The sequence below is a fragment of the Frankia sp. ACN1ag genome (assembly GCF_001414035.1).
Classification (GTDB): domain Bacteria; phylum Actinomycetota; class Actinomycetes; order Frankiales; family Frankiaceae; genus Frankia; species Frankia torreyi.
The window spans coordinates 39,668-58,242 of the sequence record NZ_LJPA01000027.1; the positions used below are offsets into that span (position 1 = coordinate 39,668).

The window sequence follows — 18,575 nt, forward strand, 5'->3', positions numbered from 1 at the left end:
CAGGAGTCCGCCTTCCTTGCCCTTCTGGAGGCTTCGGCGTCCGTTTGTCACTCCAGAAGGGCAAGGAACGTGGGGTCGTTACATCGGCGTGAGGTCAGCCGGCACGGCGGCGGGAGGCGGGGCGCAGCGAGGGGTTGCCGCTGTAGTGCTCGATGCCGGCGACGTCGGTGCCCGGCGGGACGACCTTGTCGATCGCGTCGAGCGTGGTCGCGTCGAGGGTGACGTCGGCGCCGGCGAGCACGTCGTCGAGCTGGGCCAACGTCTTCGGCCCGATGATCGTCGACGTCACCGCCGGATGGCTGTCCACGAACGCCAGCGCCAGGTGGGTCAGCGAGATCCCGGCCTGCTCGGCGATGGTGGCGAGCCCCTCCACCGCGTCGTAGCGGGCCGGCGTGCTCGGGTCCTCATCCAGCCCGGCACCGCCGCGGCGGCGGGCGAAGACCCCCTCCGACCCGAAACGCGAGCCCGACGGGATCTCGGCGTCGCGGCGGTACTTGCCGGTCAGCCAGCCGCCGGCCAGCGGGCTCCACGGGATGACGCCCACGTCGTGGCGCAGCGTCGCGGGCAGCACCGCCTCCTCGATCGACCGGGCGAAGATCGAGTACTGCGGCTGCTCGCAGACGAACCGCTCGCTGTTGCGGCGGCGCGCGGCCCACTGCGCCTCGACGATCCAGTCGGCGGGGTACGACGACGAGCCCAGGTAACGGACCTTGCCCTGGCGGACGAGGTCGGTCAGGGCGCCGAGGGTCTCCTCCAGATCGACGTCCCAGTCGTGCCGGTGCACCTGGTAGAGGTCGATGTAGTCGGTGTCGAGCCGGCGCAGGCTGTCCTCGACGGCGCGAATGATCCAGCGCCGGGAGCCGCCGCGGTGGTTGCGCTCGTCGCCCATCGGGGTGAAGCACTTGGTGGCCAGGACGATGTCGTCGCGGCGGCCCTTGATGGCCTTGCCGACGATCTGCTCGCTCTCGCCCTGCGAGTAGACGTCGGCGGTGTCGACGAAGTTGATGCCCGCGTCGAGCGCGTGGTTGATGATGCGTTCGCACTCGTCGTGGTCGGTGTTGCCGAAGGCGCCGAACATCATGGCGCCCAGGCACTGGGTGCTGACCTCGACGCCGGTCCGGGCGAGCTTGCGGTACCGCATGGGTGAAGCCTCCTGCACTGTCGTCGCTGACCCTGCATGTGTCGCGTGACTCTGCATGTGTCGTCGCCGATCCCGCGCGGCCGCGACCTCCCCGCACTGCCTGTCCGGATGGAGGCAACGGACATCGCGGGCTTCGGACAAGCAGGGCTCGTCGCCCCGCAGCCGACCGTAACGATGAGAGCGCACTCGAAGTCAACCCGGTTGGCGAGGCCCGGTTCGGGGGTCGAGCCTGGCGCCGATGTGTCGAAGTCTGTGGACGTAACGTGACGGCGTCAATATTGTGATGGCTGCCACATTCGGATCCGCTCGAATGGCCACGCCGCATCGGCATCAGGGAGAGCGCATGTACCCGGGGGTGTTCGCCGAGCAGTCTCCCCACAAGCCGGCCGTGATCGTCGCCGGCACGGGTGCCGTGCTCACCTATGGCGAGCTGGAGGACGCCTCGAGCCGGCTCGCCCGCCGCCTGCACGAGGTTGGTCTGCGCCGCGGGGATCATCTCGCCCTGCTCACCGACAACGACCCGCGGGCCTTCGAGGTCTTCTGGGCGGCGCTTCGATCGGGTCTGTACATCACTGCCGTCAACCGGCACCTCGTCGCGGACGAGATCGCCTACATCATCGACGACTGCGGCGCGCGCGGCCTCGTCGTCTCGGCCGCCCTGCTCGACGTGGCCGAACAGATCGTCGAGGCGACCCCCCAGGTCGGGATCCGGCTGGTCTACGGCGCGGACGCGGGTGCGTCGAGTACGTATGGCTCGTACGACGAGGCGCTGGCCTCGGTGCCTCCCGGCCCGCTGCCCCACCAGCCGTGCGGCACGGACATGCTGTACTCGTCCGGCACCACCGGCCGGCCCAAGGGGATCCGGGACGACCTGCCCGAGCGCGAGGTCCACGAACCCGGCGACCCGCTGGTCACCCTGTTCGGGTCGATGTACGACTTCGGCCCCGACACCGTCTACCTCTCGCCCGCACCGATCTACCACGCCGCGCCGCTGCGGTTCGGCGGCTGGGTGCACCGTCACGGCGGGACGGTCGTGCTGATGGACCGCTTCGACGCCGAGGGCGCACTCGCCGCGATCGAGCACCACCGCATCACCCACAGCCAGTGGGTGCCGACGATGTTCGTCCGCATGCTCAAACTCGCCCCGGCTGTCCGGGAGAAGTACGACCTGTCCAGCCACCGGGTCGCCGTCCACGCGGCGGCGCCCTGCCCGCCCGAGGTGAAACGCGCGATGATCGACTGGTGGGGGTCGATCATCTACGAGTACTACTCGTCGACGGAGAAGGCCGGCGCCACGTTCATCACGACCGAGGAATGGCTACGCAAGCCAGGCTCGGTCGGCCGCCCCGGGATGGGGATCGTCCGGATCTGCGGCGACGACGGCGCCGAGCTGCCCACGGGCCAGGTCGGCACGATCTTCTTCGAGCGGGACGTCCCCGCGTTCGAATACCACAACGATCCGGCGAAGACCGCCGCCGCCCGCCACCCCGACCACCCCACCTGGTCGACCACCGGCGACGTCGGCTACCTCGACGAGGACGGCTACCTGTTCCTTACCGACCGCAGGGCGTTCACCATCATTTCGGGCGGGGTCAACATCTACCCGCAGGAGATCGAGGACAGCCTGACCCTGCATCCCAAGGTGCTTGACGTCGCGGTCATCGGCCTGCCCGACGAGGAGATGGGGGAGCGGGTCGTCGCCGTCGTCCAGCCCGCCCCGGCCGCCGTCCCCGGCCCTGAGCTGGCCGCCGAGTTGCTGGACTTCCTGCGCCCCCGCCTCGCCGGCTTCAAGATCCCTCGTACGGTCGACTTCGTCGACGACCTGCCGCGCACCCCTACCGGCAAGCTGGTCAAGCGCCAGCTCCGCGACCAGTACCTCAACACCGTCTGAAGCCGTGACCGGGCGGGTTCACCGGACATCCCGTCGGCCGCGGAATCCCGGCGATACCGGGAAAAGACGAGGAGTCACCCAGATCGGCCCGGGATGATCGTGGCCGGACGCGGGAGCGGAGGCCGGGCGGCATCCGTGTCAGGGCGCAGCCGTGTCAGGGCGCATCCGTTTCTGGGGGTACCAGGCCGGCGGCGGGCGGCCTCGGGCTCGGGGTGACGCGCCTGCGCCGGCCCGGGGGGATTCGGCGTGGCTTCGGGGGCGCGGTGAGCGTGGTGGCGGACGGCACTCTCGCCGTCGTTCTGGACGGTGCGGCGGCGCCGCGGTCGGTCGCCGTCGTGACCGGGCTCCTCGCGCTGCTGGCGGTGCTGGTCAGCAGCGTCCCGGAGCATCTCGACACCGCGGTCCACGAGGGCGGCCATGCCTTCGCGGCCTTTCTCGCCGGCCGGCGGGTGGGCGGCGTCTGGGTGGAGTCCGACGGGAGTGGCCTGACCTATTCGTTCGGTCGGCGCCGCGGCGTGGGGTTGTTCGCGACGCGGGCGGCAGGTTACGTCTTCCCCTCCCTGATCGGGGTCTGCTCGGCGCGACTGCTGGCGGCGGGCAAGGTGACCGCCGTGCTCATCCTGGCGGTGGTGGCGCTCGCCGCGTTGCTGCTCGTGATGCGCAACGGCTTCGGGGAACTGGTCGTCCTCTCGGTCGGCGCCTCGCTGGTCCTCGCCGGCCGGTACGCCCCGGGCTGGGTCCAGCTCTGGTACGCCTATCTGCTCACCTGGGTGCTGCTGTTCTCCGGCCCGCGGTCGGTGCTGGTCCTGCACCGGGCCCGCCGGCGCGGCGCGGTCGGCTCGGACGCCGACAAGCTCGCCGAGAGCACCCACCTTCCCGCGCTGTTCTGGGTCCTCGCCTTCGCCGCTTTCAGCCTGTGGTGCGCCCTGAAGGGCACGGTCCTCCTGCTCGCCTGACCTCCGGGCAAGCGGAAGGTGTCCCGTCAGCCGGCCAGGGCACCGCTGTCCGGGGCACCGCTGTCCGGGGCACCGCTGTCCGGGGCACCGCTGTCCGGGGTGCCGCCGGCCGCGGCCGTCTCGACGCGGGCGAAGTGGTCGTCGATGGCGGTCAGCCACGCGAGCGGACGGCTGACCTGGGGGCTGTGATCGGCGCCGGCGATCACGGCGAGATGGGCCCCCCGGATGTCGTGTGCCAGGGTCTGCGCACCCGCCCGCAGCGTGGAGTCGTGCTCGCCGACGATGACGGTCGTCGGCACGGTGATCTCGCCGAGCCGGGGAACGAGGGAGGGATAGCCGCCGAGTTCCCGGCCCAGCGCGGCGAGCGCCTCCGGGTCCGCCTGGCCCAACCCCGCCACCTGGCGCTCGGCGGGGTTGCGATGGTCGTGGACCGCGCCCACGCTCTCGCCGCCCTGCGTCGCACCACCGCCGCCCCGCGCCGCACCACCGCTGCCCGACGCGATCGCCGCCGCTCCCTCCAGCACGGCCGCCACGATTCGCCTCGCGACCGGACCGGTGGCGGCGGCCGGCGCGGCCGCGGTGTCGACGAGCACGAGAGAACGCACCCGGTCCGGATGCTCCAGCGTGTACCGCAGCGCGATCACCCCGCCCAGCGAGTGGCCGACGAGATGGACCTTGGCCGGCCCGAGCGCCGCAACCAGGGCGGCGAGGTCGGCGAGGAGCAGGTCGAAGGTGTAATCCGCCCGACCGCCGGGTGCCCGGCCGCTCGCGCCGTGCCCCCGGTGGTCGTAGGCGACGACGCGGCGTGACGCGGCCAGCTCGGATGCCACCGCGGCCCAGTCCGCGGTGCTGCCGGCGATCCCGTGGACCAGCACGACCGGGCTGCCCCAGCCGCCGGCCCCGGTGTCTGGGGCCCCCGGCGCACCAACCTCGGCCGGTGGTACGCCGACCTCGGTAGGCGGGGCATCCGCCAGAGCCGTCACGCCGGGCGGGTGGTCGTCCGGCCGCACGTCCTCGACGTGCAGCTCCAGTCCCGCCACCACCGGCAACCGCCACCCGCTCGCACTGACCACGCGCACATCCTCCCTGGTTGGGCCCGCTCACCTGGTCGGCCGGTTCCCCTCGTTGCGCTCGCTCACCTGGTCGGGTTGGCCCGGCGGTCGGCGGGGCGGTCCCGCGGCGGCGCGATGTCGTAGGGTTCGGTCTCGCCGGCGGTGATCACCGCGTCGAGCACCCGGCGGGACGCGGCGAGATCGTCGATTCGCGCGTCGATCCGGGCCCGCTCCCGGGAGAGGTCCGCGACCAGGCCGGCGCACGGCACCAAGCGGCCCCCGTCCTCCCGCACGCAGGGCAGCACCTGAGCGATCAGCGTCGTGGGCAGGCCGGCGGAGAGCAGCGTCCGGATCCGGCGGACCTGATCGACGTCCGATTCGGCGTACACCCGGTAGCCGCTGGGCAGCCGCGCCGGACGCAGCAGCCCCTGCTCCTCGTAGTAGCGCAGCAGCCGCTCGCTCACGGCGGTGCGCCGGGCCAGTTCCCCGATGCGCATCGGTGATCCTCTTCTCTCGAATCGGCCGGCTTGACTCTCACACCGATGTCAGACTTTAGCGTCGCGCTCATGAGCAGCGCACCGATCGAATCCGCCGACTCTGCCTCCAGGCCGCCCACCGCACCGGCTCCGCCGGCGGCGGTCCGTGATCCGTATGTCTCGCCTCTGGCCGGCAAGGTCGCCGTGGTCACCGCCGCCTCCCGCGGAATCGGCCGCGCCGTGGCGCGCCGACTCGCGGCGGACGGCGCCGCCGTCATCGTCAACTGGCACACCAGCGCCAGCGCGGCCCGCGAGGTCGTCGCGGGCATCGTCGACACCGGTGGCCGGGCCGTGGCCGTCCGCGCCGACCTGGGCGATCGCGGCGGGCCCGAGACGCTGTTCGCCGCGGCCGAGGAGGCGTTCGGGGGAGTGGACATCCTGGTCAACAATGCGGGCATCGGGGCGGTGGCGCCGACGGCCGATGTCGACGAGGACGCCTTCGACCGGCTGTTCGCCGTCAATGTCCGTGGCACGTTCCTCGCCCTGCGCCTGGCCGCCCGCCGCCTGCGTGACGGCGGGCGCATCGTCAACATCTCCACCGGTTACACCCGGGCCACCTTTCCGAACGTCGGCGTCTACGCGGGGACGAAGGCGGCCGTCGAGCAGATGGCGCGTTCGCTGTCCCGTGAACTCGGCCCGCGTCGGATCACCGTGAACACGGTGCTGCCCGGGCTCGTCGACACCGACGGTCTGTCCGCCGACGTCCGGGCGAATCTCGACGCGTTCGTCGCCGCCACGCCGCTCGGCCGGATCGGCGAGGCCCGCGACATCGCCGACATCGTGGCCTTCCTGGCGGGGGACGACGCCCGGTGGGTGACGGGGCAGGACATCGTCGCCGCGGGTGGCCTGGTCTGAACCGCTGAACCGCTGAACCGCGAGGAGAGTCTGAACCGCGAGGAGATCCGACCTGGTGGCGCGGCCCGGCGAACAGCGGTCCGGTGAACAGTGGCCTGGCCGGAGGCGTTCTCCGGCATCCCGGCCACCGGGCCAGTAGGGTGAGGCCGCCGCGTCCTCGACCGGAAACGGCCAGTTTGGCCGGAGCGGGGCCAGGTCCGTCTGGGACTGGCCAGCCGACAGGTCTGGTCCAGGCCAGGCCCGCGGGGGCGGGTGGTGGCTGACGTCGGTCCGCCCCGTGCGGATGACGCCCGGGGTCGGGCCCGCACGGGCGCGCGGGGATGGGAGGGACGCGGTGACAGCCGAGAAGGCCACGACCGAGGGGACGACGGCCGGGGGGACGGCGGCGGACTACCGGCCGCGCCGGTCGGTGCTGTACATGCCGGGGGCGAACGAGCGGGCGCTGGAGAAGGCGAAGGGCCTGCCGGCCGACGCGCTCATCCTCGACCTGGAGGACGCCGTCGCCCCGGCCGCCAAGCAGGACGCCCGCGCGCGGGTCTGCGCCGCCGTGGCCGCCGGCGCCTACGGCCGCCGCGAGGTGGCGATCCGGATCAACGGCCGCGACACCCCCTGGCACGCCGACGACCTGCGCGCCGCCGCCCAGGCGGGACCGGACGCCGTCGTCGTGCCGAAGATCGGCTCGCCCGAGGACGTGCACGCCGTCGAGCGGGATCTGGCCGCCGCCGGGGCCTCGGCGCGCACCCTGATCTGGGCGATGGTCGAGACGCCGATCGCGATGCTGCGCGCCCTGGAGATCGCCCAGTCCTCGCCGCGCCTGGCCGTGCTGGTCATGGGCACCAACGACCTGGCCAACGAGCTGCGCGCGGAGCATGTGCCCGGCCGGGCGCCGCTGCTGACCGGTCTGGGGCTGTGCCTGCTGGCGGCGCGGGCCAGCGGCAAGGCGATCCTCGACGGCGTCTACAACGACGTCCGCGACGCCGAGGGTTTCGCCGCCGAGTGCCGGCAGGGCCGTGAGCTGGGGTTCGACGGCAAGACCCTGATCCATCCCGGCCAGGTCGAGCCCTGCAACCAGGCGTTCTCGCCGTCCGCCGAGCAGCTCGCCGAGGCCGCGGAGATCGTGCGGGCCTGGGCGGAGGCGGCGGCCGCGGGCCGGGGGGTCGTCACCGTCAACGGGCGGATGATCGAGAACCTGCACGTCGACAACGCCCGCCGGCTGCTCGCCGTCGACGCCGCCATCGCCGAGCTCACCGCCGCCCGCTAGCGGCCGTCCGCGGGCCGCATCGCCGCCCTGCGCAGAGGCCCCGACGGAGGTGCGGCCCCGGATCGGTGGACGACGCAGGACCGCAGGACCGCATCGCCGGGTCGACCGGCGATCCCCTCAGACCGCTCGGACAAACCCCAGAATGGTCTTTTTGCCCGAGCCGCGGCCGGTGGAGGGCTGCCAGACATTGAGCCTCACGCGCGAGGAGCGCGCGAACTCCCTGTTGGTGCGGCCGGTGCCGCCCCAGTCACCGTCCGCCGTCACCACCACGTCGTTGGGTTGGACGTCCACGACGAGACCGGTGTGGTGGGAATAGATGACCGCGTCTCCGGGCGCGAGAGCGGACAGGTCCGTCGACCACCGCTGATGCTTGCGTCCCCACGCTGCCAGACTCGCCACCCAGGCGATGCGGTCGATGTCGATGCCCGCGCGCTGCCAGGTGTAGGTGACGAAGTCGGCGCACCACAGCTCGGGCGGTCCGGGCACGCCCCACCGCTCACCTCCCGCACCGCGGTAGTCGAGGCCGACCCAGCCGAGGGCGAGTGCCGCCGCCCGTCGGCCCCGCGTCGACGATCGTCGGCCCCGCGTCGACGCGGCCGACGATCGAGCCCGGTACCGGACGTGGCCGGCAGACGTTGCGTCGCCGAAGGCGTAGACCCTGCCGTCGACGGTGGACAACCAGTAGCCGTCCCCGCTTGACGTCCGACAGATCGCGTTGACACCTCCCGTCGGCGCGCTGCCCGACGCCGCGTCCGCCGGCTGGGCATCCCCGAAGGTGAAAACCTCGCCTGCGATCGTGACCAGCCAGTATCCGGCGCCGGACGGGGTCGCCGCCATCGCGGTGACCGGATCCTTGGGCGGTTGGCCGCCGAGCGAGCCGTGGAAGTCCAGCGCGCCGAAGGTGAACACGCCACCGTCGCCGGCGACCTCCCAGTATCCCTGCCCGGCCGGGGCGGCACTGATCCCGGTGACCGAAGCATTCAGGGGATGCCGCGCCATGCTGCCCCGGAACTTCGCGTCGCCGAAGGCGAAGATTCCGCCGTCGGCGGCGGCCAGCCAGTAGCCGTCCCCGCTGGGGGTGGAGGCAATGCCGACGATGGGCGAGTCGAGACGCCTGCTACCCAGCGAGCCGTGGAAGTCGGCGTTTCCGAAGGAGAACACGCCGCCGTCGGCGGCGGCCAGCCAGTATCCTTTGCCGCCGGGAGTCGCCGCGATGCCGACGACGGGCATGTTCAGATGCTTGCCGCTCATCGAGCCATGGAAGCCGGCGTCTCCGAAGGAGAACACGCCGCCGTCCGAGGCGACCTGCCAGTAGCCCCTGCTCGACGGAGTGCGGGCGATACCCACCAGCGGAGCGGCGCTGGTGGGAACCTCCGACGCCGTGTCGGCCAGGGCCGGGGACGCCCGAAACGCCGCCGCCGTGGGAAGGACCCCGACGGCGGCGGCACCGGCCGTACCGCGTAAGATTTCTCGACGAGACACGTGTATCATGGCGCACCTTTCCTGAGTCGGCCGCCCCCGTTCAGCCGGCAGCCGCGCCGGACACGTCTCGGAAACGCCGCGGCTCTGCTTCGAAACGCCGCCGGTGAAATCGTGACGCGTTGAATCTGATCCTAGCGCGGCCGGCGCGGGAAGAATGTCGATCGCCGCTAGCGGCTATCGGCTATTGGCCGATCGGCTGTTCGGCCACGCCTCTCCCGGTTTCCGTTCAGCCGCTGCGATCCCCGCCGTCGATCGGCTCCGCGGTGCCCGGGGCAATGACGGGATTGTTTGGATAGTCTGCCCCGGCCACGGCGAGCAGCCGCCGACGCCCATCCACGACCCGGCCCAGCCGCAACTCGTGGCTCATCTGTGTCCAGTACTCGAACGGGCTCAGGGTCGCGTCGAAGACGGGCAGCTGCTCCGCGGGCATCCCGGCCCGCCGGAACAGGATCGCGCATCGGGTCGCGGTTGGGTAGGCGGCCGCGAGCATCGCGATCTCCGCGTCGGAGAGCCCCGCCGGGGGCCCTGCCCACTGCACGGGAAGGGGTCCGGCGAGGGGGTCGGGGGCGGGACGGCGGCTCAGGTCGCCCGACCGGCCGCCGTCACCGCGAGGCCGGGCGTGGTCGGCCGGGACGCCGTCGTGGAGCCGGACCGCCTCCGCCAGCGCGGCGAAGTCGGCGTCGGCGGTGAAGTCGGCGTCGGCGGTGGAGTCGGCGACGTCGACGGACAACCGCACCACCACCTCACCGGATTCGGCGCGTAGAACGGTGACGACCGGCCTCGGGCCGTTTCGGCCCCGGCGGGTCCGCAGCCAGCTGACAAGGACGTACTCCAACGTCCGCACCGCGGCCGCGCCGGTGATGCTGAGCAGCAGCATCCCCAGCTCGCCGCCCATCTCCCCGGGTGCCGGCGGCCGTTCCAGCCGCCTTATGCGGCCCCGGAACTCGGGCTCGTCCACCAGCCACTGCCGCAGGCTGTGAAGCTGGTCCCCGGCCACGTCGCTGACCATGATTCCGATTTCCATCAGCCCCCCGTTCCCCGCCTCGGGAAGGCTCGGGAGCCGGCCGGGTCCGGAGCCGTCGGGGCTCCCGTACGGTTCCACGCGGTCCGTGGCGACGTCACGACAAATCATCGCATACTTCTGGTACCGCCCGTCTGGTGGTTTACTAAAGTCGGGATGGCGGTGAGCTCACGTCGCCGGCAAACGCGGCGTGAGCGGGCGGCGGGGGGCGCACGTCGGCATGGTCGATCTGTCCGGTAGTGGAACTCGTGCTCTGATCGTGGCGACGGCCCGCCATAATCCAGGTTCGCGTTTGCTGAACCTCCCGTCGGTTCGACGATCCGCGGAAGATCTTGCTGCGATTCTGGTGGACCGCTGCGGGATGACGCCCGAGAATATCGTCGTCTGCCATGACCCCGGCGATCCGATCTCGCTCGCGGATACGATCGGGAATGTTGCCCGGCAGGCGGACGACGTCTTCCTGATGTGGTATTTAGGCCATGGTGTGCTGGGGTCGGACCGCGGGTTGCATCTCGCCACTGCGGCAACCGCCGAGGTGTATGCTGACTTCCGTTCGCTGCCGTACCGCGCGGTCGGCGAGGTGCTGCTGGAGACCTGCGCGGCCAAGTCGATCGTGATGGTGCTGGATACCTGCCATGCCGGCGGGGCGGCATCGTCGGGGCCCCTCACCGGTCGGCTACCGGCCCCGGTCGGTCGCTCCGGCCGCGGGTCATTCCTACTCGCCGCCGCGTCCGAGGACGAACGGGCCCTGGCGCCGGTCGACGCCGACCACACCGCCTTCACCGGCGCGGTGCTGCGGGTGCTGGTTTCCGGCGACGAGCAGGCCGGCCCGACGCTGACCCTGGACCGGGTCGCCCGGGTCGTCGCGCGCGATCTGGCGGCCCGCAGGTACCCGCCGCCGCAGTGGTGGTCGAGCATCGAGATCGGGGATCTGGTCCTCGCCGACAACCCGGCGTTCATCCCTCCCACCCTGGAGCCCGACTCTCTCCCGCCCCGGCCGCGTCGATACGCCGCCGATGGAACGCGGATCAGCCCCTATCCCGGCCTGCGGCGCTTCGATGTCGACGACGCGGCTTTCTTCCACGGTCGGCGGGAGTCGTGCGGCCAACTGCTCGCCCGGGTCAATGACCGGCTGCGCGGCGCGGGGCCGCTGTTCGTCGTCGGTGCGTCGGGATCCGGCAAGTCCTCGCTGGTCCGGGCGGGACTCCTGCCGGCGCTGGCACGAGGAGACGCCGCGGGCGGGGCGTCGTCGTCGTGGCCGGCGGTTGTCCTGACCCCGGGAAGCGATCCGGTGGCCGCGCTCGCGGCAGCACTGGCGGGACCGTCCGCGACGGGCGGGGACGTGCGGGAGGCGGGTCGCAGGATCCGGGCCGACCCGGTCGCCGCGGTGGAACTCGCTCGCCGGATGGTCTCGGGCGCCGCACCTGAGCCGGAGGCATCGGCATCGTCGGGGTGGCTACCCGGCAGGTCCGCCGACGGGCGTCTGGTGATCGTGGTCGACCAGTTCGAGGAGTTGTTCACGCAGTGCGCTGATCCGCAGACACACGCAGCCGTGCTCGCCGCCCTCGTCGCCCTGAGCGCGGCGCAGGACACCGGTGCGGCACCGGTCGCGATCGTGGTGCTCGTCGTGCGGACCGACTTTCTCGATCAGACCACCGGCCATCCGGAGCTCGCCGACGCGCTGGCCAGCGGGCTCGTCATGGTGCAGGCGATGAGCCGCGCGGAGGTGCGGGAGGCCATCGAGGAGCCGGCGCGGGTCGCCGGCCTCGCCCTGGAGCGCGGCCTCGTCGATCTGCTGCTGCTCAATGTGCGGGCCGCCGGCGCCGAGCAGGGCTACGACGCCGGCGCCCTACCCCTGCTCGCCCACACCCTGTACGAGACGTGGCGCCGGCGGGAGGGCCGGATGTTGACCGTGGCGGGCTACGGCGCCACCGGCGGCGTCGCCGCGGCGGTCAGCCGGTCCGCGGAAGAGGTGTACGAGCGGCTGGACGAGGACGGAAGGCGCATCGTTCGGCAGGTGTTGGTCCGGCTGGTCCGCTCGGAGGACTACACGCGTCGGCGCGTGTCGCATGCGGCGGTCGTGCCGGGCGGGCAGGACGCCGCGGTGGTCTGGCGGGTCGTCGACGCGCTCGCCGCCGCCCGCCTGGTGACCATCGGCGAGGACGAGGTGGAGATCACCCACGAGGCGCTGCTGCGCGGCTGGCCGCGGCTGCGCCGCTGGGTGACGGCGGATCGCGGCTTTGAGAACCTGCAGCAGGAGATCGAGGCCGACGCGGCCCGCTGGGCCGACGAATCCGAGTCGCCCGACCTGCTCTACCGAGGTCGGGCGCTGGCCGCGGCGCAGGTCGGACTCGCGGGCCGGGAACTGAGCGATCCGCGCTCGGCCGCCTTCATCCGTGCCAGCGAGCGGCACGCGGTGCGCGTCGCCCGGCGGCGGACCGCGATCGTCGCGTCCTTGGTGGTCCTGTCGTTGTTGTTGGCGGGTGTGACGGTGGCGGCAGTGCGTCAACAACGGCTGACCGCGGCGCAGAAGGCGGATGCCATCAGCGGGCGCCTGACCGCGCTCGCCGGGAGGGTGGGCGAGCGGGACGCCGTGACGGCGCTGAAGCTCGGCGTGGCGGCCAACGGCATCCACGCCGACACCGACAGCCGCACCGGACTGGCCGCCACCGTCGCCGCGACCGGCTTCGCCGGCCTCCTGCCCGGCCACACCGGGCCTGTCCGGGCCGTGGTGGCGTTCCCGCGCCAGCCCGTGGTGGCCACCGGGAGCGAGGACGGCACGGTGCGGGTGTGGGACGTACGGGACCAGGATCGACCGCGTCCGTTGCGTGCGCCGCTGCCGGGCGGCGTGGCGAAGATCCGCGCGCTGGCGCTGTCCCCGGACGGCAAGCTGCTCGCGGTCGGGGGTACGAACGGCCTGGTCACGCTGTGGCGGATCGATCCGGCGGCGCAGGCGCACCGCGTCGCGGACGTTGCCAGCGGAATCGGCGCGGTGTTCGCGCTGGCGTTCGCCCCGGCGGGCGCGCGGCTGCTGGTCGGTGGCAGCGGCGGTGACCTCGCGCTGTGGGATCTGACGACCTCCGGGCCCGAAGGCGACGTCGTGCGGTCGACGCGGACGGCATCGCTTGTCGAGCACAAGGTCGCGGTGAACGCGGTGGCCTTCGAGCCGGGCGGCGCGGGCTTCGTCGCCGCCGCCGACGACGGCGAGATCTCGCTGTGGCGCTTCGACGGGCACCCGGCGCCGACGTTGCGCACGAGGTTCCTCACGGACGGAGGCTCGCTGCGCACGGTCGCCTTCGCCGACGACGGGAACCTCCTCGTCTACGGCGGCGTCGCCCACGAGGTGAAAATGATCGACTTCGCGGATCGGTCCGATCCGGACTTTATCGACGCCGCCCTCACCGGGTTCACCGACCGGGTGTCCGCGGTGGCGTTCCTGCCCGGCGAACGTACCTTGATCACCACCAGTCATGATCGAGCGTTGCGGCGGTGGGACCTGACCACCCCGGGCAACCCGCGGCCGGTCGGCAACCCGATCTTCGGCCACAACGGTGCCATCTGGGCGCTGGCCGTGTCCGCGGACGGCCGGATGGTGACGACCGCCAGCGACGACCGGACGGCGATGCGGTGGGATCTGCGCGCCGTCGGTGCCCCGCGGCCGATCGGCGCCCCGCTGGCCGGCGGCTCCGGGGCGGCCGATGTCTCGATGCACGGCCACCTGTTGGCCACCGCGAGTCGGCCCACCAATCAGGGCGGGCGGGGCGGCCTGCTGTGGGACATCGACGACCCGGCCCGGCCGGTCCTCGTGGCCGAACTCGACACCGGCGGGGCCGTGGCCCTGAGTGGCCCCCGGTTCAGCGGGGACGGAAAGCGGCTCGTGGCCCGCGCCGCCACCGCCGTCATCCTGTGGGACCTGCGCGACCCGCACCGGCCGAGACGGCTCGTCATCCACGACGACGCGACGAAGGACCTGTACAGGGTTGCGATCTCGAGGGACGGCCGGCGGATCGCGGCCGTGGGCTGGGACCGCTCCGTGACCGTGTGGAACGTCGTCGGCGACGGGTCGGCCGTCCACAGGCTCGGCGTGACCCGGCGGGACCACACGGACAACGTCTACGGCGCCGCCTTCGCGCCCGACGGGCACACGCTGGCGACCGGCTCGGCGGACCATCACGTGATCCTCTGGGACCTCGACGCGGCTGACGCGCCCCGGCGCCGCGCGGTGCTGAGCGGATCCACCGGATCGATCAACGGCCTCACCTTCTCCCCGGACGGGCGGCTGCTCGCCACCGGCAGCGGAGACCGGACCATCCGACTGTGGGACGTGCGCGACCCATCCCGGCCCAGGCAGCTCGGTCAGCCGATCGCCGGACACACCAGCATGGTCGCCGCGCTCGCCTTCTCCCCGGACGGTGCTCTGCTGGCCAGCGGTAGTTACGACGGAACCGTCCGATTGTGGGACGTGCGCAACCTCGCGGACCTGCCGACCGTGGCCATTCCCCTGGAACCGATCGGCAGCCCCCTGCTCGACGTGTCGATCACCTCCGACGGCGCCTCCCTCGTCACCGCCACCCTGGACGGTCCCGTGCGCGTCTGGGACCTCACGCTGGTCACGCGGCTGCTGGCCGACCCCGTCCCCCGCATCTGCACGCTGCTCGGCGGGGGACTGCCGCCCGAGGACTGGAAGATCTACGTTCCGGACCTGAAGTACCGCCGAACATGCCCCCAGTGATGATCTTTATGGTCGCGACGCGCGGTACGTCGCGGAGTCGGGGTCGGGATAACCCGAAGGCCGGTGGTGGGCCAGCCGGCTGGGAACGCCGAGGGCACGGCGGCAGGCTCGGAGGCGTCCCCACGGGGACCGGGTGTCCCGCGGAAACCGTGTTTCCGGGCGACCGAGCCGTGACACATTGCTCCCGAAGGCGCCGATGACCATGACGACCCCACCGCCCCCCATCCCCTCGCCGGAGCCTGGACCACCGCGCCGGCCGGTGGCCGCCGGTGACCACCCACCGGAGGGTGAGCGACGGGACGGTCTCCCGCTTGCCGGTGAGCAATGGGACGGCCCGCGGGATGGTGAGCGACGGGGCGGTCTCCCGCCTGGCGGACGCCCGCCGCGCTGGCGGGTGCACCGGGAGTTCGCCTACACCCTGGTCGGCCTGCCGCTGGGCATTCTCAGCTTCGTCTACGCGGTCGTCGCGATCTCCGTCGGCGCCAGCCTCGCCGCCACCGTCGTCGGCCTGCCGCTGCTGGCGGCCCTGATCGTCGGCGCCCGCCGGCTCGGCGAGGCGAACCGGCGGCTGGCCGTCGCGCTGCTCGACGCGGGCGTCGCCGCGCCCCGCCCGTTCCGGCCGCGCCGCCCCGGCGCGTCCGGCTGGATCCGGGCGGGGCTGGGCGACACGGTCGGCTGGCGGGCCCTTGCCTACCTGCTGCTGAAGTATCCGCTCGCGGTGGCCAGCGGGGTCGTCTCGATCACGCTGTGGGGCTACGCGCTGGGCGGGGTCACCTACGCGGTCTGGCGGCCGTTCCTGCCGTTGCAGCACGACAGCGACGGGCAGGGCCACCGCGGCGCCTCGTTCGGCACCGACTACTTCCTCGACACCGCCCCCCTCATCGCCGCGGTGACCGTGACGGGGCTGCTCCTGCTGCCCGTCGCCCGCTGGACGGTGCGCGGGCTGGTGCACCTGGACGTGCTGCTGATCCGCGGCCTGCTCGGCCCGACCCGACGATCCCTCACCGCACAGCGGGTGCGCGACCTGGAACGCACCCGCGCCGCGGCCGTGGATGACTCGGCCGCGGCGCTGCGCCGCATCGAACGCGACCTGCACGACGGGGCGCAGGCCCGGCTGGTGGCGATGGCGATGAACCTCGGCATCGCCCGAGAGCACCTCGCCGCCGCCGGCGACGCCGTCGATCTGGACGCCACCCGCACGCTGGTCGACGCGGCCCACCGCGACGTCAAGGAAGCCCTCGTCGAGCTGCGCAACCTCGCCCGCGGGATCCACCCGCCGATCCTCGACCGGGGCCTTGAGGCCGCGCTTGCGAGCCTCACCGCTGGCAGTGCCCTGCCGGTGCGGGTGAGGGTCGACCTGCCGGACCGCCCGTCGGCGGCGATCGAGACGATCGCCTACTTCTGCGTCGCCGAGCTGCTGGCCAACGCCGCCAAGCACAGCCACGCCGGCGAGGCACACGTCAGCATCATCGGGCGGGCCAGACGGGTGCGCGTGGTCGTCGGCGACGACGGTGCCGGCGGGGCGCGCATCGACCCCGAGGGCGGCGGGGGGCTCGCGGGCCTGGTGGATCGGGTCCGCACCGTGGACGGCTGGCTCGCCGCCACCAGCCCGCCCGGCGGCCCGACCGCCGTGACCGTGGACCTGCCGCTACACGCCTGACCGGCCGTGCCCGGAAGATCCGGTAGCCGGGCGCCGCGATACCGGAGTCCGCCGCGATCCGACTTCTCCGGGGTCTGTGGAGTGCCCCGATGACGGAATACAGTCGTGGCTGTTCCGTGCCTACGGACGCACCGATTGTGATTTTCGACAATTGGATGGGATGGGATTGCATGGTTGACGGACAGCGCGAGGTCCTCGAGGGGACGCCNGCGTCGGCGCAGCCTCATGATGCCGCCGAGACCATTGCCGGCGGCCCTTTGCAGGAAGAGGGTCCGGGTTCTCTCGAGCCGCTGCGTAACGGCCTCATCGCCTCCGTCGCCCTGATCGCCGTCGTCATGATTCTGATGTGCAGCTACGCGAGTGCCTTCGGGAAGGTCTCCCCGCACGAGATCAGCTTTGCGGTGGCGGCACCGCAGGCGGTCGCCGATCAGCTCGACGCGTCGCCCGCACTGGCCGTACGTCAGGTTGCCGACCTGGCCGCGGCGCGGCGGGCGGTCGAGCATCGTTCCGTGTACGGAGCATTGGCCTTCACCGGGGCGGACTCGGCCACCTTGCTGGTCGCGAGCGGGGCCGCACGCTCCGTCCAGACGGCACTGGTCCAGGTGGGCGAGCGGTTCGCCGCCGCGAGCAAGACAAGGCTGACCATCACGGACCTGGCCCCGACCGCGCCGAACAATCCCAGCGGAACGATCGAGTTCTACGCCATCGTCTTCCTGGCGATCGGCAGCGCGCTGGGCGCCACGGTGCTGGGGCGGGTCCTGGGAACCGTTCGTAATCTCCGGCACATGGGGCTGCGGGTCGGATTCCTGATGTTCTTCACCGGCCTGCTCAGCCTGGCGGCCACGGTGTTCGTGGACGGGGTGTACGGCGCGCTCGCCGGCCATCCCGTGCCGCTGTTCGCCGTGCTCTGGGGATACACGACGGCGATCTGTCTGGCCTGCACGGGCGTCGCGGCGCGGTTCGGAACGCTGGCCTCCATCGTGCTCACGCTGACGCTGACGGTTCTCGGTAATCCCAGCGCGGGCGGGCCGGTGGGCCGGCCGTTGCTCAACGATTTCTACGCCGCGCTGACCCCGTACTTCCCCCACGGCGGCGGCCTGTCGGTGCTGCGCGGCGTCCAGTACTTCGACGGCCGCGGCATCGCCTCCGGCGTCATCTGCCTCGTCGTCTGGGCGGCCGTCGGACTGCTGCTCCTGGCAGGTGCGGCCTTCCGCACCGGGTTGGGGACGCGGGCGGGCCAACCTGCGCCCGCCGCCGCTTAGCCGATACCCGGGTGACCGTGCGGCAGATCTTGCGCACGGTCACCCGGATCAGGTCGGTGGCCGCCGAACGTTCGTCAGGGGGTCTTCGCGGCCTCGAGCNCGTCGAGGAGCTTCTGCCAGGGGAACAGGGCCTTCCACGCCTCGATGTCGGGGATGTTCTCCAGCACGACGTCCTCGTATTCGAAGATCACCTGCACGCCCCAGGAGCGCAGGGTCGCGATGTTCGCGAGGAACGCGGGATGCTTCGCGTGGGTCGGGTTCGGCGGCAGCCCGATGATGATGGGGATTCCCGAGCAGATGGTCTCGTTGAGCAGGCTCAGCGCGAGGGTGTCCGAGATCCCACCGGCGAACTTGTTCACCGTGTTGAAGGTGGCTGGCGCCACCACGATGGCGTCGGGTACCGGGCGCTCCTCGTTGTCGTCCTCGACCAGTGCGTACTCGCTGCGCACCCCGTGGCCGGTGAGGCTGGCGAGCAGCCCGGTGTCGATGAACTTCAGCGACGACGGGGTGGCGACGACCCGGATGTCCCAACCGGTGGACTGCGCCTGCTTGACGAAGACCGGGAGGTCGTCGGCGGGATACCCGCCGCCACAGACGACGATGTAGAGCGCGCGATGTCCGACAGTCATGGCGAAGAAACCCATCTCGAGGCCGCGGAGATACCGGAAGCATTTGTTCCAGCCGTCATTCTCCCGGCGATTCGGCCACTTTCCGGGCGGAGCTGCC

The 18,575-nt window shown here is 72.3% G+C and carries 11 protein-coding genes and 1 pseudogene; 6 read left to right on the top strand and 6 right to left on the bottom strand.

Features of this window, described 5'->3' with window-relative positions:
• Window positions 1-94 precede the first annotated feature (94 nt).
• A complete protein-coding gene (locus tag UK82_RS22120; protein WP_044887758.1) occupies window positions 95-1,141 on the bottom strand; it encodes an aldo/keto reductase in 1,047 nt (348 codons plus the stop codon).
• A 343-nt stretch (window positions 1,142-1,484) separates the two neighbouring features.
• Here UK82_RS22120 and UK82_RS22125 point away from each other — a divergent pair, with 343 nt between their 5' ends.
• Both UK82_RS22125 and UK82_RS22130 read left to right on the top strand, forming a co-directional pair.
• Entirely contained in the window at window positions 1,485-3,032 is a 1,548-nt protein-coding gene (locus UK82_RS22125; protein ID WP_055409057.1) for an acyl-CoA synthetase, read from the top strand.
• A gap of 263 nt (window positions 3,033-3,295) precedes the next feature.
• The gene (locus UK82_RS22130; RefSeq protein ID WP_236706286.1) at window positions 3,296-3,988 is read left to right on the top strand and encodes a M50 family metallopeptidase; all 693 of its coding nucleotides are present in this window, start codon (window positions 3,296-3,298) and stop codon (window positions 3,986-3,988) included.
• Window positions 3,989-4,014: 26 nt separating this feature from the next.
• Here the strand turns inward: UK82_RS22130 and UK82_RS22135 are convergent, their stop codons facing one another.
• Window positions 4,015-5,061, bottom strand: coding sequence for an alpha/beta fold hydrolase (locus UK82_RS22135; RefSeq protein ID WP_236706287.1), 1,047 nt, complete (start codon window positions 5,059-5,061; stop codon window positions 4,015-4,017).
• A 62-nt stretch (window positions 5,062-5,123) separates the two neighbouring features.
• Window positions 5,124-5,537 (bottom strand): MerR family transcriptional regulator, encoded by a 414-nt coding sequence (locus tag UK82_RS22140; RefSeq protein WP_044887002.1) that lies wholly within the window; start codon window positions 5,535-5,537, stop codon window positions 5,124-5,126.
• A 69-nt stretch (window positions 5,538-5,606) separates the two neighbouring features.
• On the opposite strand from UK82_RS22140, the gene UK82_RS22145 reads away from it, so the two are divergent.
• The gene (locus UK82_RS22145; RefSeq protein ID WP_236706288.1) at window positions 5,607-6,431 is read left to right on the top strand and encodes a glucose 1-dehydrogenase; all 825 of its coding nucleotides are present in this window, start codon (window positions 5,607-5,609) and stop codon (window positions 6,429-6,431) included.
• Window positions 6,432-6,765: 334 nt separating this feature from the next.
• Window positions 6,766-7,692 carry a CoA ester lyase gene (locus tag UK82_RS22150; protein WP_236706289.1) on the top strand — a complete coding sequence of 309 codons (927 nt, stop codon included), beginning with the start codon at window positions 6,766-6,768 and terminating at the stop codon, window positions 7,690-7,692.
• A gap of 117 nt (window positions 7,693-7,809) precedes the next feature.
• Here the strand turns inward: UK82_RS22150 and UK82_RS22155 are convergent, their stop codons facing one another.
• Together UK82_RS22155 and UK82_RS22160 are read right to left on the bottom strand one after the other, a co-directional pair.
• On the bottom strand, window positions 7,810-9,039 hold the full coding sequence (locus UK82_RS22155; RefSeq protein ID WP_055409061.1) for a hypothetical protein: 1,230 nt from the start codon (window positions 9,037-9,039) through the stop codon (window positions 7,810-7,812).
• Between the two features lie 361 nt (window positions 9,040-9,400).
• Window positions 9,401-10,198, bottom strand: coding sequence for an effector-associated constant component EACC1 (locus tag UK82_RS22160; protein ID WP_152989980.1), 798 nt, complete (start codon window positions 10,196-10,198; stop codon window positions 9,401-9,403).
• A 358-nt stretch (window positions 10,199-10,556) separates the two neighbouring features.
• Here UK82_RS22160 and UK82_RS22165 point away from each other — a divergent pair, with 358 nt between their 5' ends.
• Together UK82_RS22165 and UK82_RS22170 are read left to right on the top strand one after the other, a co-directional pair.
• A complete protein-coding gene (locus UK82_RS22165; RefSeq protein ID WP_396230613.1) occupies window positions 10,557-14,927 on the top strand; it encodes a caspase family protein in 4,371 nt (1,456 codons plus the stop codon).
• 394 nt (window positions 14,928-15,321) lie between these two features.
• Window positions 15,322-16,587, top strand: a complete 1,266-nt coding sequence (locus UK82_RS22170; protein WP_063897542.1) for a sensor histidine kinase — start codon at window positions 15,322-15,324, stop codon at window positions 16,585-16,587.
• A 1,362-nt stretch (window positions 16,588-17,949) separates the two neighbouring features.
• Here the strand turns inward: UK82_RS22170 and UK82_RS22180 are convergent.
• Window positions 17,950-18,493: pseudogene (locus UK82_RS22180) on the bottom strand (flavoprotein); the annotation flags it as partial.
• Between the last annotated feature and the right edge of the window lie 82 nt (window positions 18,494-18,575).

What these genes read in the sequence shown, in the direction of transcription:
- UK82_RS22120 (WP_044887758.1), bottom strand. Translation starts at nt 1,141, where the DNA reads ATGCGGTACCGCAAGCTCGCCCGGACCGGCGTCGAGGTCAGCACCCAG.
- UK82_RS22165 (WP_396230613.1), top strand. Translation starts at nt 10,557, where the DNA reads ATGACGCCCGAGAATATCGTCGTCTGCCATGACCCCGGCGATCCGATC.
- UK82_RS22145 (WP_236706288.1), top strand. Translation starts at nt 5,607, where the DNA reads ATGAGCAGCGCACCGATCGAATCCGCCGACTCTGCCTCCAGGCCGCCC.
- UK82_RS22160 (WP_152989980.1), bottom strand. Translation starts at nt 10,198, where the DNA reads ATGGAAATCGGAATCATGGTCAGCGACGTGGCCGGGGACCAGCTTCAC.
- UK82_RS22125 (WP_055409057.1), top strand. Translation starts at nt 1,485, where the DNA reads ATGTACCCGGGGGTGTTCGCCGAGCAGTCTCCCCACAAGCCGGCCGTG.
- UK82_RS22140 (WP_044887002.1), bottom strand. Translation starts at nt 5,537, where the DNA reads ATGCGCATCGGGGAACTGGCCCGGCGCACCGCCGTGAGCGAGCGGCTG.